The following is a 15,581-nucleotide window of genomic DNA, read 5'->3' as shown; positions in this document are numbered from 1 at the left end:
CCCGCCCGCACCCCGGCGGGTCCCGCTCCGGCGGCCCCCTTCCCGGCACTCCCCACCCCGACGACACCGACGACACCCCGTTCCCCGAGGAGAGATCCCGCCATGTCCGCTGATGTCCCCGTCACCGCCCCGTCCCCCTACCGGTCCGTCAACCCTGCCACCGGCCAGGTGCTGGCCGAGTACCCCACGGCCACCGAGGACCAGGTCCAGGAGGCGCTGGCCGCCGCCGACGCCGCCTTCCACGACTGGCGGTCCCGGCCGATCCAGGAGCGGGCGGCCGTCGCCGCCCGGGCCGGCGAGCTGTTCGCCGAGCGGACCGAGGAGCTCGCCGCGATCATCACCGAGGAGATGGGCAAACCCCTCTCCGAGGCCCGCGAGGAGGTGCAGTTCTGTGCCGAGATCTTCGGCTACTTCGCCGAGCAGGGCCCGGAACTCGCCGCCGACCAGCCCATCACGGCCTCCGGCGGAGGCCGGGCGGTGATCCAGAAGCGCCCGGTGGGGGTGCTGCTGGGGATCATGCCGTGGAACTACCCCTACTACCAGGTGGCCCGCTTCGCGGCCCCCAACCTGGTGCTGGGCAACACGATCCTGCTCAAGCACGCCGAGTCCTGCCCCCGGGCCGCCCTGGCCCTGGAGCAGCTGCTGGCCGACGCCGGGGTGCCGGCCGGCGGATACGTCAATGTCTTCGCGAGCCACGACCAGGTCGCGGACATCATCGCCGACCCCCGGGTCCAGGGGGTGTCCCTCACGGGGTCCGAGCGGGCCGGGGCGGCCGTCGCCGAGGTCGCCGGGCGGAACCTGAAGAAGGTCGTCCTCGAGCTCGGCGGCTCCGACCCCTACGTCGTGCTGGACGCCGAGGACCCGGCCGAGGCCGCCCGGGCGGCCTTCGCGACCCGGATGGGCAACACCGGCCAGGCCTGCAACTCCAACAAGCGGATGATCGTCTCCGCGGACCTCTACGACGAGTTCGTCGCCGAGCTGACCCGCCAGGCCCGGGCGCTGACCCCGGGCGACCCGGCCGCCGACGCACCCGGCACCTTCGCGCCCCTGTCCTCCCGCGCCGCGGCCGAGGGGCTGGCGGCCCGGATCCAGGAGGCCGTGGACGCCGGGGCGACCCTGCACGCCGGCGGGCGGCTGCTCGAGGGCCCGGGCGCCTACCTGGAGCCGGCCGTGCTCACCGGGATCACCCCGGGCATGGCCGCCCACCACCAGGAGCTCTTCGGCCCCGTGGCCGTCGTGTACCGGGCGGCCGACGACGACGAGGCGCTGACCCTGGCCAACGACACCCCCTACGGCCTCGGCGGTGCCGTCTTCAGCACCGACCCCGAGCGCGCCCGGCGGGTCGCCGAGCAGCTGGAGTGCGGGATGGCCGCCGTCAACGCCGCCGAGGCCGAGGGCGCCGGGATGCCCTTCGGCGGGGTCAAGCGCTCCGGCTACGGCCGCGAGCTCGGCCCGCTCGGCATGGACGAGTTCGTCAACAAGCGCCTGCTCTACGTCCAGGACTGACCTCCGCCCCTGCTCCTTCCGTCCCGCTCCCACCACCCCTTGGAGGACCGCTCATGACCGCCCGCAGGACCACCGCCCGTGCCGTGCTGGAGACCCTCCGGGGCTACGGCGTCGACACCGTCTTCGGCATCCCCGGAACCCACTCCCTCGAGTTCTACCGCCCGCTGCGCGAGCTGGGCATCCGCGCGGTCACCCCGCGGCACGAGCAGGGCGCCGCGTACGGCGCGGACGGGTGGAGCCAGGTCTCGGGGCTGCCCGGGGTCGTCATCACCACGTCCGGGCCGGGCCTGCTGAACTCGCTGTCCGGCGCGGCCACGGCCTACGCCGAGTCCCGGCCCATGATCCTGCTCTCCCCCGGCCGGCCGCTGGGCCAGGACTTCCGGGACATCGGCTCGCTGCACGAGACGAAGAACCCGTCCGCGGCCGTGGACGCGATCGTGGGCCGCAGCCGCCGGGTGACGAGCGGCTCCGAGGCCGTGACCATGGTCCACGACGCCTTCCGGGACTTCGCCCACTCCCGCCCCCGCCCGGTGCACATCGAGATCCCCCTGGACGTGCTGGAGGCGGAGCTCCACTGCACCGACCGGCAGCTGGCGCCCCGCCCGCTCGGCGCGCCGCAGCCGGCCCCGGCCGACGACGTGCGCCGCGCCGCCGAGGCGCTCCGCGGCGCCGAGCGCCCCGTGATCCTGGCCGGCGGCGGCTCGCTGGCCGCCGGCAGGCGGCTGCTCGAGCTCGCCGAGCTGCTCGAGGCGCCCGTGATCACCACGACCAACGGCAAGGGAGCGATCCCCGAGCGGCACCGCCTCGCACTGGGCGCCGACCTGCGCCTGTCCACCGCGCACGAGTTCCTGCGCTCCGCCGACGCCCTGCTGGTCATCGGCTCGAAGGTCGGCGAGGCCGAGCTGTGGGGCGGGGACATCACGCCCCGGGGGCCGATCGTGCGCGTGGACATCATGCGCGACCAGATGCTGTGCAACCTCGACCCGGACATCGAGCTGCCCGGCCACTCCGCGGCCGTGGTCCCGCAGCTGCTCGAGGCGATCGGCCCGATCGCGCCGCGCCCCCCGCGCGACCTCACCGAGGTCTTCGCCCGGCTCGACGACGAGGGCCGCCGCACCGCGCCGGAGCTCGCGGCGCTCAACGAGACGATCATGGCCGTGGTGCCGGAGGACACGATCATCGGCGGCGACTCCTCCCAGGTCACCTATCTGGGCTCCACCACGTTCTTCCGCGCCCAGCTCCCGCACTCCCTGCTCTACATGGGGACCTACGCGACCCTCGGCTACGGCCTGCCGGCCTCGATCGGGGCGAAGCTCGCCGCCCCGCACCGTCCCGTGCTGTGCCTCGTGGGCGACGGCGCCCTGATGTTCTCGATCCAGGAGCTGATGACCGCCGTGGAGCTCGGCGTGGACCTCCCGATCGTGTGCGTGGACAACGGCGGCTACGGCGAGATCCGGCAGAACATGGCCGACCGGGACATCGACCCGCTCGCCGTGGACCTGCGGCAGCCGGATTGGCCCGCCCTCGCTGAGGCCTTCGGCGCGGTCGGCTTCGAGGCCACCCCGGAGGACCTCGCCGAGAAGGTCGTCGAGGCGCTCGCGGTGAAGGGGCCGAGCCTCGTCCACCTGCGGATCTGAGCCGGCCGGCCGGCGCGTCACGCGGCGGTCACGGCTCGCGCAGAGTGTCCTCGGAAGACCCGTGGAGCCCCCGCAGAGTCGGACGTCATCCCTTGTGAGCCGAGGAAAAGCCTGCTTACGGTGAAGGAGCACGCAGCCGGATCCGGTGCCCCACCGCCGAGGCGCCGGACCGGTGACCATGGCCAACACCAGGAGGCACATCATGAGCACGCGTGAGACCCACAGCACCCGCAAGGCCGCGGCCAGTCTGCTCGCCGCCGCCGGACTTGCCCTGGCCGGATGCGGTGGCGGTGAGGAGGAGACCGGCACCGACGTCGAGGACGTGCAGGAGAGCGAGGTCCTGGAGTCCTCGCCGGCGCCGCAGGAGGGCACGACAGGGCCCGCGGACGTCGTCGCCCCCTACAACGGCGCGTACAACCGGGAGTTCAGCGACGACCGGGCCCTCTACGAGGGCCAGGAGGTGACCCTCACCGGTGAGGTCGAGGACGTCGTCTCGCCGAACGCGCTGCAGCTCACGGACCCGGACGACGTCGAGCTGGGCTCGCTGCTCGTGCTGCACGACGCCGACCTGCCGGAGCTCGAGGACGGTGCCGTGGTCGAGCTCACCGGCACGCTCCAGGCGTCCCTGGACGTGGCCGCCGCCGAGGAGGACCTCGGGGTGGACCTCGGCGACGAGCTCACCGACATGGAGGGCGAGTCCTACGTCCGGGCCACCGAGGTCACCGTGACCCAGCAGGAGGGGTGAGGCCGCGTCCCCTGCGCCGAGGGCCGTGCCCCGCCGGAGTGCTCAGCGCACCGCGGCGGGGCACTGCTCTGCCGGCCCGCCCGGAACGGGCGCACGACGGACGGCCCGGGCCGCGGCGCGGGACGGGGTGCGGGACGGGGTGCGGCGCGGGACGGGGTGCGGGACGGGGTGCGGAAAACCGCAGGAGGAACAGGTGGAGAACGTCGCAGTGCCGGGAGCCCCCGCGACCGTAGCGTGAGGGCATGAGCACACCGCACGAGACCCGACCCCTTCCACCCGTGCCGTGGGGCAACCCCGGCACCGGTCCCGACACCGGTCCCGGGCGCCCCGCCGACGCCCCCGGCACCGGTCCCGGGGCCCCGGCCGCCGCCCACGGCCCGGCCGCCGCCCACGGCCCGGCCGCCGGCTCCCGCGCCGCGGGCCCCGGCCCCCGCTTCCGGGAGTGGGGACCGTGGTCCCCCAGGACCCTCTTCTTCGGCACCACCGACCTCGTGGTGGACGCCGCGCTCGGCACGCTGTGGCTGACCGCCCTCGTGTCCCTGGTCTCCGCCGGCTTCGCCTCGCTCGCCGCCCTGGTGGGCGTGGTCCTGCTCGTGGCCGCGATCTACGCCGTCCGCGGGGTCGAGTGGGTCGAGCGCCGCCGCACGCAAGCCGCGTTCGGGCTGCACCTGCCCGCCCCGCGCCGGCGCCGCTCGTCCCGCACCGACGGCTGGCGGATCGTCCACCAGTGGTGGCTGGACGTCTCCGACGCCGCGTTCTGGACGGGCCTGCTGCACCTGCTCCTCACCACGGCCCTGGGCTGGGTGGCCGTGGCCGCCCTGGCCGGCACCGGCGCCGCCGTGGCCCTGGCCTTCGCGCCGCTGTACGCGGCGCCGAACAACCCGCTGTGGCCCTCCGACGTGGTCGGGACGTGGCCGGACTGGGCCGTGGTCCTGACCGGGATCACCCTGGCGCTCCTCGGGCTGCTCGTCGTGCTCCTCGCCGTGGCCGCGCACCGGGGCCTGTCCCGGCTGCTGCTGCGGGTGGACGAGGCGGCGGAGCTGCGCCGCCGGGCCGCCGAGGCCGCGGCCGCCCGCGAGACCGCGGTCCGCGGCGCCCGCACCGAGCGCTCCCGGATCGAGCGCGACCTGCACGACGGCGTGCAGCCCCAGCTCGTGTCCGTGGCCATGAACCTGTCGATGGCCCAGCGGCGGATCGACCACGACCCCGCCGGGGCCAAGGACCTCATCGGGGAGGCGCACGCCACCACGAAGGCCGCGATCGCCGAGCTGCGCCGCCTCGCCCGCGGCTTCCACCCGGCGGTCCTGGAGGACCGGGGCCTCGACGCCGCTCTCTCCGCCGTGGCCGCCCAGTCCCCCGTCCCGGTCGCCGTGGACGTCCGGGTGCCGCGGCTGGCGCCGGAGACCGAGGCCGCCGTGTACTTCGCGGTCTCCGAGGGCATCGCCAACCTGGTCAAGCACGCCCAGGCCGGCGCCGCGTCGGTGCGGGTGGGCCTCGAGGACGACCCCGCGGGAGGCACCCGCGTGGTCGCCCGGATCGCCGACGACGGCCGCGGCGGCGCCGTGGTGGTCCCCGGCGGCGGCCTGTCCGGGATCGCCGACCGGATCCGCTCCGCGGGCGGGCACTTCTTCCTCGACTCGCCCGCGGGCGGGCCGACCGAGCTGACCGTCGAGCTGCCGGTCGCCCTGGGGGCGGGTTCCTGATGCGCATCGTCATCGCCGAGGACGCCGTCCTCCTGCGCGCGGGCCTCGTCCGCCTGCTGACCGAGGCGGGGCACGACGTGGTCGCCGACGTCGACACCGCCGAGGACCTGCTGAAGGCCGTCGAGCAGCACGAGCCGGACTTCGCCCTCGTGGACGTGCGGCTCCCGCCGACGTTCACGGACGAGGGCATCCGCGCCGCCGTCCTGGTCCGCTCCCAGCACCCGCGGATCGCGGTGCTCGTGCTCTCGCAGTACGTCGAGGAGCGCTACGCCTCGGAGCTCATCGCGTCCCGCCGGGACGGGCTGGGGTACCTGCTCAAGGACCGGGTCGCGGACGTCGACCAGTTCCTCGAGTCCGTGGAGACCGTGGGTGCGGGAGGCACCGTCCTGGACCCGGAGGTCGTCTCCCAGCTGCTCGTGCGTTCCCGGCACCGGCAGGACCTGGACCTGCTCTCCCCGCGCGAGCACGAGGTGCTCGGGCTCATGGCCCAGGGGCTCTCGAACGCCTCGGTCGCCGCGAACCTGTTCCTCACCGAGTCCTCGGTGGAGAAGCACATCCGCTCCGTGTTCACCAAGCTGGGCCTCGCCCACGAGGACGGCGGCAACCGCCGCGTCCGCGCGGTCCTGCGCTACCTCGGCTACCCGGACCCCGGGCCCGGCCACTCCGCACCAGCCCACCAGTCGAACCAGGAGTTCCGGCCATGAGCACCCACCCCGAGCACCCCGCCTCCCGCGACGTCACGTCCCCCGGCGCCGTCCCCGGCGACGTCGCCGTCCAGGACGTCGTCAGCGAGAACGAGCGCACCGCGTGGCTCGTGCCCACCGCCGTGCTCGGCGGTCTCGGCGCCCTCCTCCTGCTGGGCGCCGGCGGCGCCACCGCGGCCGCGTCCCTGTCCGTCCAGGAGCACCGGGTGGACACCACGGTGACCGAGTCCGTGGACACGGTCGTGGTCGACGGGCGGTCGGCTGTCATCGAGGTCGTGACGGCCGACGTCCCGCAGCTGCGGGTGGAGTCCGTGTACGCCGGCTTCCACCTCGAGAACGCCCCCGAGCCGCGGGTGGAGGACGGCCGGCTGAGCATCGACTCCCTCCCCTCGGGCTCCTGGCCCGGCGCCGGCAGCGGGATGCACGTGCGGGTCACCGTCCCGGCCGAGGACGAGCCCGTGGACCTGCGGCTCTCCGGGGACGCCGGCGCGCTCGACGTCGAGGGCGACTTCGGCGACGTCCGGCTCGACACCGAGGCCGGCGTGATCGAGATGAGCGGCAGCGCCCGCACCCTGTGGGCGGCCTCGGAGGTCGGCGCCGTCGACCTCGACGGGGTCCGGGTGCGCGAGGACCTGGACGTGCACACCGAGGTCGGGGCCACCGAGGTCCGGCTCCTGGGCGAGGCCCCGCGGCGCGTGTCCGTCACGACCCGCGCGGGGGCCGTCGAGGCCTCGCTCCCGGAGTCCGACTGGTGGGTCCCCGTGGTGCCCGGGGCGGACGAGCGCGAGCCCCAGGACCTGACGGCGGCCACGGTCTGCGCCGCCGCACCCGGTGACCGGCCCTGCCTGTACGTCTCCTCGGCCGTGGGTGCGGCGGAGATCACCTACGGAGACCGGTCCTCCACCCCCGGCAGCGGGGCGCGCGAGCGATAGACTGGCCCCTGTTGTCCGGGTCGGGCGCACCGGGAGGGGGGACGGTGCGCACTTCCTCCGAGGAGCCCTGTGAACCCCCCGACCACCTCTGCCCCCGCTGAGCGCGCCGCCCGGATCCCCGCCGCGGAGCGGCCCGCGGCCGCGCAGCACTCCACCGGCCGCCGGACGACGCCCTCGTCCGGCGGCCGGTACGCGCGGCTCGTGCACCTCGCGGGACGCGACTTCCTGCCGGTCGCCTTCGTGGCCCGCCTGCCCCTGGCGATGCTCACCGTCGGGGCGCTCACGCTCGCCACCGCCGTCAGCGGCTCCTACGTCGTCGGGGGCCTGGCCTCCGGCGCCGTGGGCATCGGCTCGGCACTGGGCGGGCCCCTGATGGGCCACCTCGCCGACCGGCTGGGCCAGCGGATCGTCCTGCTGGTCTCCGCCCTCGCCCACGCCGTGGCCATCGGGCTGCTGCTGGTCACCGCCCACGCCCCCGCGGGGCCGGCCGCACCGCCCGTGCCGCTGCTCGTGGGCGCGTCCCTGCTCGTGGGCGCCACGTGCCCCCAGGTGGGTCCGCTGGCCCGGGTGCGGTGGCGCGGGCTGGTCGGCGGGAACCGGCGGGAGCTGGACACCGCGCTGTCCTACGAGTCCACCGCCGACGAGCTGACCTTCGTGCTCGGCCCGGCCCTGGTGGGCCTGCTCGCCTCCCTGGTCGCCCCCTGGTCCCCCTTCGTCCTCGCGGCGGTCCTGACGCTCACGATGGTCACGTCCTTCGCCGTGCACCCCACGCGCCTGGCGGTCCCGGCCCTCTCCCGCGAGGACCGCCGGCTGGCGGCTGCCCGTCCCGTTCCCGGCCGTGAGCGGCTCCTCGTGCTGCTCCCCGTGCTGGGCATGGTGGCCATGGGCGCGTTCTTCGGCGCCGTGCAGAACGGCCTCAACGCCTTCGGCGGCGAGCTCGGCGTGCAGAGCGCCACCGGGCTGCTCTACGCCGTGCTCGGCATCAGTTCGGCGGCCGCCGCGCTGTCCGTCGCGTGGTGGCCGGAGCGCTTCCGGCCCGCCGCCCGCTGGGTGGTCAGCTCCGCCGCCATGGCCGCCCTGAGCCTGCTGTTCCTCCTGCCGAGCGGCATCGGGACGATGCTCGTGGTGCTGCTGCTCGCGGGACTGCCCCTGGGGCCCGCCATGGTCACGATCTACACCATCGGCGGGGACGTCGCCCGCCCGGAGCGGCTGGGCACGGTCATGACGATGCTCGCGAGCGGCGTGGTCCTCGGGTCCGCCGTGGGCGCGGCGCTGGCCGGTCTCCTGGCCGAGACCGCCGGCCACCGCGGCGCGTTCGCCGCCGCGGTCGGCGCGGCCTGCGCCATGGTCCTGGTCAGCGCGGTGCTGGCCCTGCTCCGGCGCCGCTGACCCGGAGGACCCCCGGGGACGCGGCCGCCCGGGGCGCCGGAACGGCTACACCAGGGGTGAGCTGGGCCGGTGCTCCCGGTTGCCGAGACCCTCGCGGCCGTCGAGGTGGTCCACGATCTGGCGGAGCGCCTCGAGCGAGCTGACGGTCTCCGACCAGCCCGTGACCTCGCGGATCCGCGTGGTGTCCATGATGGGCACGGCCCCGGCGAGGTCGATCCAGCCCGGGTCGGTGGGCTGCAGCCGCAGCCGGTAGGTGATCGCCACGAGGGCCCTGACCAGGGCCGGAGGAACCGGCAGGATCCGCTTGGCGCCGAGCACCTGCGCCACGCCGTCGGCGCCGAGCACCGGCTCGGCCGCGATGTTGAACGCCCCGCCGGCCCGGTGCTGGATGACCCGCCAGAACGCGTCCGCGACGTCGTCGGTGTGCAGCGTCTGGAAGCGGAACTGCTCGGGGAACGGCAGCACGGGCAGGCGCAGCCGGGCGATCAGCCGCTTGGGCACGAGGGCACCGAGGAAGTAGTCCCCGATCTCGGGGGCGGCGCCGGCCTGGAACAGGAAGCCGGGCCGCAGCCTGGTCACCACCACGTCGGGGTGGGACTCCTCGAACCGGTTGAGCACCGCCTCCGTCTCCGCCTTCTGCACGTTGTAGTGCGAGGTCTCGACCCCGCCGACGGGCCAGGACTCGTCCACGGTCCGGTCCTTGGGCCCGGGGCTGTAGGCCCCGAGCGAGGAGGGGTAGACGACCTGGGGCACGCCGGCGAGCACCACGGCGTCGAGCACGTGGACGAGGCCGTCCACGTTCGTCGCGTGCATCAGGGCGAGGTCCCGGTTCGGGCGGATGAGCCACACGAGGTGGATCACGGCGTCCGCGCCGGCCAGGATCTCCGCCAGCGCCGCGGTGGACTCCTTCGCGGCGACGTCGACGGTGTGCCACTCCACGCCGTCGTAGGGCTCACCGTCCCGCTCGGGCCCCTCGCGGGAGACCCCGACGATCTGCGTGACCTCCGGCGCGGCGTGCAGCCGCCGGAGCACTGCGGTGCCCACGTTGCCCGTGGCTCCCAGGACGACGATCTTCACGGTGCTCCCCCTCCGCCGGTGCAGGACCTACTGGTCCTGGACCCGGCCGCTCTCGCCCTGCAGACGGTGGATGTGCTTGGACGCCTCGGCCTTGGTCAGGTCCGCCGGCAGCTCCTCCCCGGCCTCGCGGGCCAGGGTGTCGAGGTAGCTGCGCTGCGCGCTGGTCATCGGCTCCTCGCCGGTGGCCCACTCGTCCGGGTCGCGGTCGAGCCCGCTGCCCGGCTCGGGGCTGGAGGCGCCGAGGGTCTCCTGCTCGTCGGGGTCGGGGGCTCCGTTCGCGTTCTCAGTCATGCGCCCATGATAGTCATGTCCCTTATGGTTCGCGTCCGGGGCCCCTCCTGCCGCACGTCCGCCGCCGCCTGTCTCCCGCCGCCTGTCTCCCGCCGCTTGTCTCCTGCCGCGCGGAGGACGAAGTCAGTAGGCTGGGAGGCCGAGGACATCCCCGCGGGACGACCACCGGCAGGCCCCGGGCGGGCGCCCCGGCAGCGCCCGCCCACGCGCGGTCCCACGAGCCGCCCCACGAACGAGGAGAAGCAGATGAGCGAGCAGCCGCACACCGGCCCGGACGGCGCCGCGGGTGCCGAGGTCCGGCCCGACAAGCTCGAGGCCTACATGCTCGGGCACTACATGGGCGCCCTGTCGGGGGTGCGGCTCTTCGACGAGGCGGCCACCACGTGGGCCGGCACGCCGTACGAGGAGCGGTTCGCCGCGTTCGTCGGCGAGATCAAGAACGACATCGGCCACCTCGAGGCGATGCTCGACCGCCTGGGCTCCGGCCGGCGCCGGGTGGCCAAGGGGCTCGGGACCGTCACCGGCATCGCCTCCCGGCTCAATCCGCTGAGCCGGATCCGGGAGCGGGCCGGCATCGCCGCGCACGGGGAGCTCGAGATGCTGCAATCCCTCGTGGTCGCCAAGCGCAGCATGTGGGTCACGCTCCTGGAGCTCGCCCCCGCCGAGCCGCGCCTGGACGCCGGGGAGCTGACGAAGCTCGAGGCCGACGCCGCCGACCAGTACGACCGTCTGCGGGCCATCGCCGAGGAGACGGCACGGGACCGGTTCCTCGCCCGGAGCTGACGCCGTGACCGACAGCACCGCGCCCCGTGCCCCCGGCGGTTCTCCACCGCCCGCGGACGATGCCGCCCCCGCTCCGCCCGCGGGCGGCGACACCGCCTCCGATGCCGCCTGGGAGGCCCTGCTGGCCGGCCGGGCCCGTCCCGTGCCGCCCCCGGGGGCGGAGCTCGTCGAGCGCTACGGGCCGCTCGTGGCGCACCGCGGGCCCCTCGTGCTCGCCCAGCTGGGACAGAGCCTGGACGGGTTCATCGCCTCCCGCACCGGGCACGCCGAGTTCGTGACCGGCCCCCAGGACCGGGAGCACCTGCACCGGCTGCGCGCGCTCGTGGACGCCGTGGTCGTGGGGGTCGGCACGGTCGTCGCCGACGACTGCCGGCTGACCGTCCGCGCCGTGCCCGGCCCCCACCCCACCCGGGTGGTCCTGGACCCCTCGGCGCGGGCCCCGCTGACCGCGGCGGTGCTCACGGACGGCGCCGCGCCCACCGTGTGGGTCGTCGGGGAGCACGCGGACGTGCCCGCGCCCCCGAGCCCGCACGTCGCGGTGCTGCCCGTGCCCGCGGACGAGCACGGGCTGGCACCCCGGGCCGTGCTCGAGGCCCTGGCTGGGCGAGGCCTGCACCGGGTGCTGGTCGAGGGCGGCGGACGCACCGTCTCGAGGTTCCTCGCGGCCGGGACGCTGGACCGGCTCTACCTCACCACCGCACCCCTGCTGATCGGGGACGGCGTGCCGGGCATCCGGTTCCGCGGCGCGGACCACCTGTCCGGGGCCCTGCGCGCCCCGGTGCGCCGCTTCGTGCTCGGCGACGACCTCTGCACCGAGCTGACCTTCCGGGCCTGAGCTCCGATCCGCCGGGGCCCACCCCCGGACCCCACCCACGCCCTGGGCGTCGTCGGAGGCGTCGCGGGCGAAGGACAGGGCGATGACGTCGATTCCCCGGCGCAGTACCCAGCTCGGCGCGCTCGTCGTCGCAAAGCTCCTTCCGGGCGGGTGCGGCTCAGGCGCCCAGGCGGTCCCGCAGACTCTTGACGTGGCCCTCGGCCTGGACGTTGTACTCCGCGGAGCTCACGGTGCCGTCCTGCTCGATGACGAAGGTCGAGCGGAGCGGGCCGGTCCGGGTCTCCCCGTTGACCGTCTTCTCCCCCCAGGCGCCCCATGCCCGGGCGGCCTGCCCGTCGGGGTCGGAGAGCAGCCGGTAGGGAAGGTGGTACTCCTCGGCGAATCGGGACAGGGTCTCGGGGTCGTCGCCGGAGACCCCGAGCACGGTGTAGCCCAGGTGCTGGAGCGAGGCGAGGTTGTCCCGGAAGTCGCACGCCTCGGAGGTGCAGCCTGGAGTGAAGGCCTTGGGATAGAAGTAGACGATCACCTTGTGGTCGCGCAGCTCGGAGAGCCGAACCTGCTGCCCTTCGTGGTCGGTCAGTGCGAGGTCGGGGGCCTGCCGGCCGGTCCGGATCTGCTGGGTCATGGGTTCTCCTCAAGGGGTGGATCGGTGAAGCGAGCCGGCGCGCTGGTCTGCTCCGGCTCCTGGAGGACGTGGTTACGGGAGGCGTCGAGCGGCCACGCGGCCCACCATCGCGCCCACGCAGGCCGAGGACACCGCGAGCGCCCACAGCGGTGCGGTCCGCCGGTGGCGGTGCAGCGGGCGGCTGAGGTCCGGGTCGCAGTCGATGGCGGTGTAGTCGAAGAAGATCGCTGGTGCGGGCGACGGCGCGGTGTGGTTCACGGGTTCCTCCAGGATTCATACTATGGAATTAAGTTTCCACAATATGAAATTAATACCTTCTCGGGCGCTCGTCAAGAGGGGTCGCGAGAACGGATGCCCCTCGGAGGCAGCGTCGCAGCGGCCCCCGGCGCGGAGTGCGGCGCCGATCCGTCAGCCGCGGCCGGCGAACGGCATCCCCGAGGCGGTCAGCACGAGCGAGTTCACCGTGGCGGAGGCGGGCAGCTCGGCCATCATCAGCACCGCCCGCCCCACCTCCTCGACGGGGAAGCTCGGCTCCGGTCGCAGCGTGCCGTCCGCCTGCAGGGCGCCACCGTCCGTACCCAGGCCCGCCAGCAGCTCCGTAGCCGCGTTGCCGATGTCGATCTGCCCGCAGGTGATGCCGTAGGGGCGCCCGTCCAGGTCCAGGGACCGGGTGAGGCCGGTGACGGCGTGCTTACTCGCGGTGTAGGCCGCAGACAGGGGCCGGGGCGCGTGCGCGGAGATCGAGCCGTTGTTGATGATCCGCCCACCCCGGGGCTGCTGCCGCTTCATGATCCGGACGGCCTGTGCCGAGCACAGGAACGTCCCGGTCAGGTTGACCTGCAGGGTGCGCTGCCATTCGTCGGGATCAATCTCGTCCGCCCCGCCGCGGGGCCCAAAGGTGCCCGCGTTGTTGAACAGCACGTCGATCCGCCCGGTCAGCCCCTCGATCTCCCGGAAGGCCGAGGCCACGCCCTCGGCGTCGGCAACATCCACCGGGACTATCCGGGCACCAGCTGCGCCCTCGGCGGTCTCCTCCAGGGCTGCACGCCGCCGGCCGGCCAGCACCACCACCCACCCGGCCGCCAGGAAGGCGCGCGCCACCGCGCGGCCGATCCCCGAACCGGCGCCCGTCACCACGAGCACCTTCTCCTCCACCCCCGGACCGCCGTGCCGATCACCTGCTCCATCCATGACATTCCTTCCGTGTTCCCTCGGCATGGCCGCAATCCTCCTGCCCCGCAGTGAAACTGACGTTTCAGGCGCGGCACCTCTCTGCAAAAAATCAGTAACACTGAGGATGAAACCATTGACTTTCGGTTTGTGAGCCAGTTCACTATACATAGTGAAAATTTTCTTCCACATTATGGAATACAGAGAGGTGACAGGCACACTCCATGAAGCTCACCGCGTTCAACTCCCTCAGCAGGACCCAGGCGGCCGAGGTCGTCCGGCCGGCGCTCGACATCCCGCGCTGGGTGCAGGCCGTGGTCGACGCCCGGCCCTATGCCCACCATGATGCCCTGCTCAGCACGGCCCGGACGGCCGCGAAACCGTTCAGCCCCGAGGAGATCGAAAGAGCCCTGTCCCACCACCCTCGCATCGGCGAGCGGGCCGAGGGCGACCACGCGGAGGCCGGGCTGTCGCGAGCGGAGCAGTCCGCGGTCGACCCCACGGACACCGACGTCCAGCAGCGCCTGCGCGAGGGCAACCTCGCCTACGAGGAGCGGTTCGGCCAGGTCTTCCTCATCCGCGCCGCGGGGCGCACCCCCGAGGAGATCCTCGAGCAGCTCTCCGCCCGCATGGACAACGACCCCGGGACGGAACGGGCCGTGGTCGCCGACCAGCTGCGCCAGATCGCCCTCCTCCGACTCGAAGGACTCGTCACCCCATGAGCTATGTCACCGCCCACGTCCTCGACTCCGTCACCGGCACCCCCGCCCAGGGGATCACCGTGACCCTCGAGTCCGCCGACGGCACCTCCATCGCGACCGCCGAGACCAACGCCGACGGACGCGTGCCCGAACTGGGCCCAGAGACCCTGGAATCCGGCGACTACCGGATCACCTTCGCCACGGGACAGTACTTCGCCGGCCGGAACCAGCCGACGTTCTATCCCTTCGTGACGGTGAACTTCACGGTGCAGGCCACGGAGAGGCACTACCACGTGCCGCTCCTGCTGAGCCCGTTCGCCTTTTCCACCTACCGGGGCAGTTGACCCAGGAGTCGACGGGTCAGCCCGTCTTCGACCGCCCCGATCAGCAGAAACCTCGAGTGCAAGGAGAAACGTCATGACCGACGTCATCACCGAGAAGACCACGGACACCGTCGTCCTGGGCAAGAACCAGTACGGCAAGGCCGAGAACCACGTGGTGCGCATCAACCGCGACACCGACCGCCACGAGATCCGCGACCTCGTGGTCACCTCGCAGCTGCGCGGCGACCTGGAGGAGGTGCACACCCTCGGCGACAACGCCCACTGCGTGCCCACGGACACGCAGAAGCAGACCGTGTTCGCCTTCGCCCAGCAGTACGGGATCGAGTCCCCCGAGCAGTTCCTGCTCAAGCTCGCCGACCACTTCACCGGCGAGTTCGACTGGATCACCGGTGGTCGCTGGGCGGCCCAGGAGTACGCGTGGAACCGCATCAACGACCACGACCACTGCTTCGTGCAGCACAAGGACGAAGTGCGCACCGCGGTGGTCGTCGCCGACGGCGAGGAGCGGACGGTGATCTCCGGGTTCAAGGACCTCACCGTCCTGAAGTCCACGCAGTCCGGCTTCACGGGCTACCCGAAGGACAAGTACACGGTCCTGCCCGAGACCGAGGACCGGATCATGTCCACGGACGTGGCGACCCGGTGGCGCTACAACACCACCGACGTGGACTACGACGCCGTCTACGAGAACGTCAAGAAGATCATCCTGGCCAAGTTCACCGACCACTACTCCAAGGCCCTGCAGGAGACCCTCTACCTGATGGGCAAGGCCGTCATCGAGGCCCACCCGGAGATCGACGAGATCAAGTTCTCGTGCCCGAACAAGCACCACTTCGTCTACGACCTCGGCTTCTGCGGCCTCGAGAACGACAAGGAGACCCACTGGGCGGCCGACCGCCCCTACGGGCTCATCGAGGCCACGATCCAGCGCAAGGGGGCCGCGGAGAACGAGTCCGCCTGGATGGGCATCGCCGGCTTCTGCTGAGCACCGCACTCCCCGGTGCCGCCCACGGCGGCACCGGCCGGGGGGGGGGGGGGGGGCGGGCGGGGGCCGCGCGGGGCGCCCCCCCCCCCCCCCCCCCCCCCGCCCCCCCCCCCCCCCCCCCCCGCCCCCCCCGCCCCCCCCCCCCCCCCGCCCC

At 73.8% G+C, this 15,581-nt stretch carries 17 protein-coding genes; 12 read left to right on the top strand and 5 right to left on the bottom strand.

Annotated features, from left to right (window positions below; translation table 11 throughout):
• Positions 1-102 precede the first annotated feature (102 nt).
• The 7 genes from ACPYN7_RS14065 (at position 103) to ACPYN7_RS14035 (ending at position 8,616) form a co-directional block, all read left to right on the top strand.
• The gene (locus ACPYN7_RS14065; protein WP_424348060.1) at positions 103-1,506 is read left to right on the top strand and encodes an aldehyde dehydrogenase family protein; all 1,404 of its coding nucleotides are present in this window, start codon (positions 103-105) and stop codon (positions 1,504-1,506) included.
• 53 nt (positions 1,507-1,559) lie between these two features.
• Entirely contained in the window at positions 1,560-3,143 is a 1,584-nt protein-coding gene (locus ACPYN7_RS14060; RefSeq protein WP_424348059.1) for a thiamine pyrophosphate-binding protein, read from the top strand.
• Between the two features lie 202 nt (positions 3,144-3,345).
• Positions 3,346-3,888, top strand: a complete 543-nt coding sequence (locus ACPYN7_RS14055) for a hypothetical protein (protein ID WP_424348058.1) — start codon at positions 3,346-3,348, stop codon at positions 3,886-3,888.
• Between the two features lie 242 nt (positions 3,889-4,130).
• Positions 4,131-5,591, top strand: a complete 1,461-nt coding sequence (locus tag ACPYN7_RS14050) for a histidine kinase (protein ID WP_424348057.1) — start codon at positions 4,131-4,133, stop codon at positions 5,589-5,591.
• Positions 5,591-6,295, top strand: a complete 705-nt coding sequence (locus tag ACPYN7_RS14045) for a LuxR C-terminal-related transcriptional regulator (protein ID WP_424348056.1) — start codon at positions 5,591-5,593, stop codon at positions 6,293-6,295. Before ACPYN7_RS14050 ends, ACPYN7_RS14045 begins: the two co-directional genes overlap by 1 nt.
• Positions 6,292-7,227, top strand: coding sequence for a hypothetical protein (locus ACPYN7_RS14040; RefSeq protein ID WP_424348055.1), 936 nt, complete (start codon positions 6,292-6,294; stop codon positions 7,225-7,227). Before ACPYN7_RS14045 ends, ACPYN7_RS14040 begins: the two co-directional genes overlap by 4 nt.
• A 69-nt stretch (positions 7,228-7,296) precedes the next feature.
• Positions 7,297-8,616 carry an MFS transporter gene (locus ACPYN7_RS14035; RefSeq protein ID WP_424348054.1) on the top strand — a complete coding sequence of 440 codons (1,320 nt, stop codon included), beginning with the start codon at positions 7,297-7,299 and terminating at the stop codon, positions 8,614-8,616.
• A gap of 45 nt (positions 8,617-8,661) precedes the next feature.
• On the opposite strand, the gene ACPYN7_RS14030 is transcribed toward ACPYN7_RS14035, so the two are convergent.
• Both ACPYN7_RS14030 and ACPYN7_RS14025 read right to left on the bottom strand, forming a co-directional pair.
• The gene (locus ACPYN7_RS14030) at positions 8,662-9,693 is read right to left on the bottom strand and encodes an NAD-dependent epimerase/dehydratase family protein (protein WP_058873150.1); all 1,032 of its coding nucleotides are present in this window, start codon (positions 9,691-9,693) and stop codon (positions 8,662-8,664) included.
• Positions 9,694-9,720: 27 nt separating this feature from the next.
• Positions 9,721-9,984 (bottom strand): DUF3072 domain-containing protein, encoded by a 264-nt coding sequence (locus ACPYN7_RS14025; RefSeq protein WP_424348053.1) that lies wholly within the window; start codon positions 9,982-9,984, stop codon positions 9,721-9,723.
• A gap of 246 nt (positions 9,985-10,230) precedes the next feature.
• On the opposite strand from ACPYN7_RS14025, the gene ACPYN7_RS14020 reads away from it, so the two are divergent.
• Together ACPYN7_RS14020 and ACPYN7_RS14015 are read left to right on the top strand one after the other, a co-directional pair.
• The gene (locus ACPYN7_RS14020; protein ID WP_424348052.1) at positions 10,231-10,767 is read left to right on the top strand and encodes a hypothetical protein; all 537 of its coding nucleotides are present in this window, start codon (positions 10,231-10,233) and stop codon (positions 10,765-10,767) included.
• Positions 10,768-10,771: 4 nt separating this feature from the next.
• Complete coding sequence (locus ACPYN7_RS14015; RefSeq protein ID WP_058873147.1) at positions 10,772-11,602, top strand: RibD family protein; 831 nt, start codon at positions 10,772-10,774, stop codon at positions 11,600-11,602.
• Positions 11,603-11,759: 157 nt separating this feature from the next.
• Here ACPYN7_RS14015 and bcp read toward each other — a convergent pair whose 3' ends face one another.
• The 3 genes from bcp to ACPYN7_RS14000 all read right to left on the bottom strand — a co-directional run bounded on the left by bcp (position 11,760) and on the right by ACPYN7_RS14000 (position 13,418).
• Positions 11,760-12,227 (bottom strand): thioredoxin-dependent thiol peroxidase, encoded by a 468-nt coding sequence (gene bcp / locus ACPYN7_RS14010; protein WP_298585530.1) that lies wholly within the window; start codon positions 12,225-12,227, stop codon positions 11,760-11,762.
• Between the two features lie 72 nt (positions 12,228-12,299).
• Positions 12,300-12,485, bottom strand: a complete 186-nt coding sequence (locus tag ACPYN7_RS14005; protein WP_368797222.1) for a hypothetical protein — start codon at positions 12,483-12,485, stop codon at positions 12,300-12,302.
• Between the two features lie 150 nt (positions 12,486-12,635).
• Positions 12,636-13,418 carry an SDR family oxidoreductase gene (locus ACPYN7_RS14000; RefSeq protein ID WP_424348051.1) on the bottom strand — a complete coding sequence of 261 codons (783 nt, stop codon included), beginning with the start codon at positions 13,416-13,418 and terminating at the stop codon, positions 12,636-12,638.
• A gap of 203 nt (positions 13,419-13,621) precedes the next feature.
• Here ACPYN7_RS14000 and uraD point away from each other — a divergent pair, with 203 nt between their 5' ends.
• The 3 genes from uraD (at position 13,622) to pucL (ending at position 15,427) form a co-directional block, all read left to right on the top strand.
• Positions 13,622-14,119 (top strand): 2-oxo-4-hydroxy-4-carboxy-5-ureidoimidazoline decarboxylase, encoded by a 498-nt coding sequence (gene uraD / locus ACPYN7_RS13995; protein ID WP_424348050.1) that lies wholly within the window; start codon positions 13,622-13,624, stop codon positions 14,117-14,119.
• A complete protein-coding gene (uraH, locus tag ACPYN7_RS13990; protein ID WP_424348049.1) occupies positions 14,116-14,442 on the top strand; it encodes a hydroxyisourate hydrolase in 327 nt (108 codons plus the stop codon). The genes uraD and uraH overlap by 4 nt, the downstream gene beginning before the upstream one ends.
• Before the next feature lie 73 nt (positions 14,443-14,515).
• Entirely contained in the window at positions 14,516-15,427 is a 912-nt protein-coding gene (pucL, locus tag ACPYN7_RS13985) for a factor-independent urate hydroxylase (protein ID WP_133411003.1), read from the top strand.
• Positions 15,428-15,581 lie beyond the last annotated feature (154 nt).

Source organism: Kocuria sp. CH-021 (assembly GCF_049716185.1).
In the GTDB taxonomy this organism is placed as follows: Bacteria; Actinomycetota; Actinomycetes; order Actinomycetales; family Micrococcaceae; genus Kocuria; species Kocuria cellulosilytica.
Note: the sequence above shows the minus strand (reverse complement) of the source record. Positions and strands in the feature narration are given on the sequence as shown.

Excerpts from the sequence above, each read along its gene's own strand:
- ACPYN7_RS14045 (WP_424348056.1), top strand. The coding sequence starts at position 5,591 with ATGCGCATCGTCATCGCCGAGGACGCCGTCCTCCTGCGCGCGGGCCTC.
- ACPYN7_RS14055 (WP_424348058.1), top strand. The coding sequence starts at position 3,346 with ATGAGCACGCGTGAGACCCACAGCACCCGCAAGGCCGCGGCCAGTCTG.
- pucL (WP_133411003.1), top strand. The coding sequence starts at position 14,516 with ATGACCGACGTCATCACCGAGAAGACCACGGACACCGTCGTCCTGGGC.
- ACPYN7_RS14060 (WP_424348059.1), top strand. The coding sequence starts at position 1,560 with ATGACCGCCCGCAGGACCACCGCCCGTGCCGTGCTGGAGACCCTCCGG.
- ACPYN7_RS14065 (WP_424348060.1), top strand. The coding sequence starts at position 103 with ATGTCCGCTGATGTCCCCGTCACCGCCCCGTCCCCCTACCGGTCCGTC.
- ACPYN7_RS14020 (WP_424348052.1), top strand. The coding sequence starts at position 10,231 with ATGAGCGAGCAGCCGCACACCGGCCCGGACGGCGCCGCGGGTGCCGAG.
- ACPYN7_RS14000 (WP_424348051.1), bottom strand. The coding sequence starts at position 13,418 with ATGGATGGAGCAGGTGATCGGCACGGCGGTCCGGGGGTGGAGGAGAAG.
- ACPYN7_RS14025 (WP_424348053.1), bottom strand. The coding sequence starts at position 9,984 with ATGACTGAGAACGCGAACGGAGCCCCCGACCCCGACGAGCAGGAGACC.
- ACPYN7_RS14040 (WP_424348055.1), top strand. The coding sequence starts at position 6,292 with ATGAGCACCCACCCCGAGCACCCCGCCTCCCGCGACGTCACGTCCCCC.
- uraD (WP_424348050.1), top strand. The coding sequence starts at position 13,622 with ATGAAGCTCACCGCGTTCAACTCCCTCAGCAGGACCCAGGCGGCCGAG.
- ACPYN7_RS14050 (WP_424348057.1), top strand. The coding sequence starts at position 4,131 with ATGAGCACACCGCACGAGACCCGACCCCTTCCACCCGTGCCGTGGGGC.
- uraH (WP_424348049.1), top strand. The coding sequence starts at position 14,116 with ATGAGCTATGTCACCGCCCACGTCCTCGACTCCGTCACCGGCACCCCC.
- bcp (WP_298585530.1), bottom strand. The coding sequence starts at position 12,227 with ATGACCCAGCAGATCCGGACCGGCCGGCAGGCCCCCGACCTCGCACTG.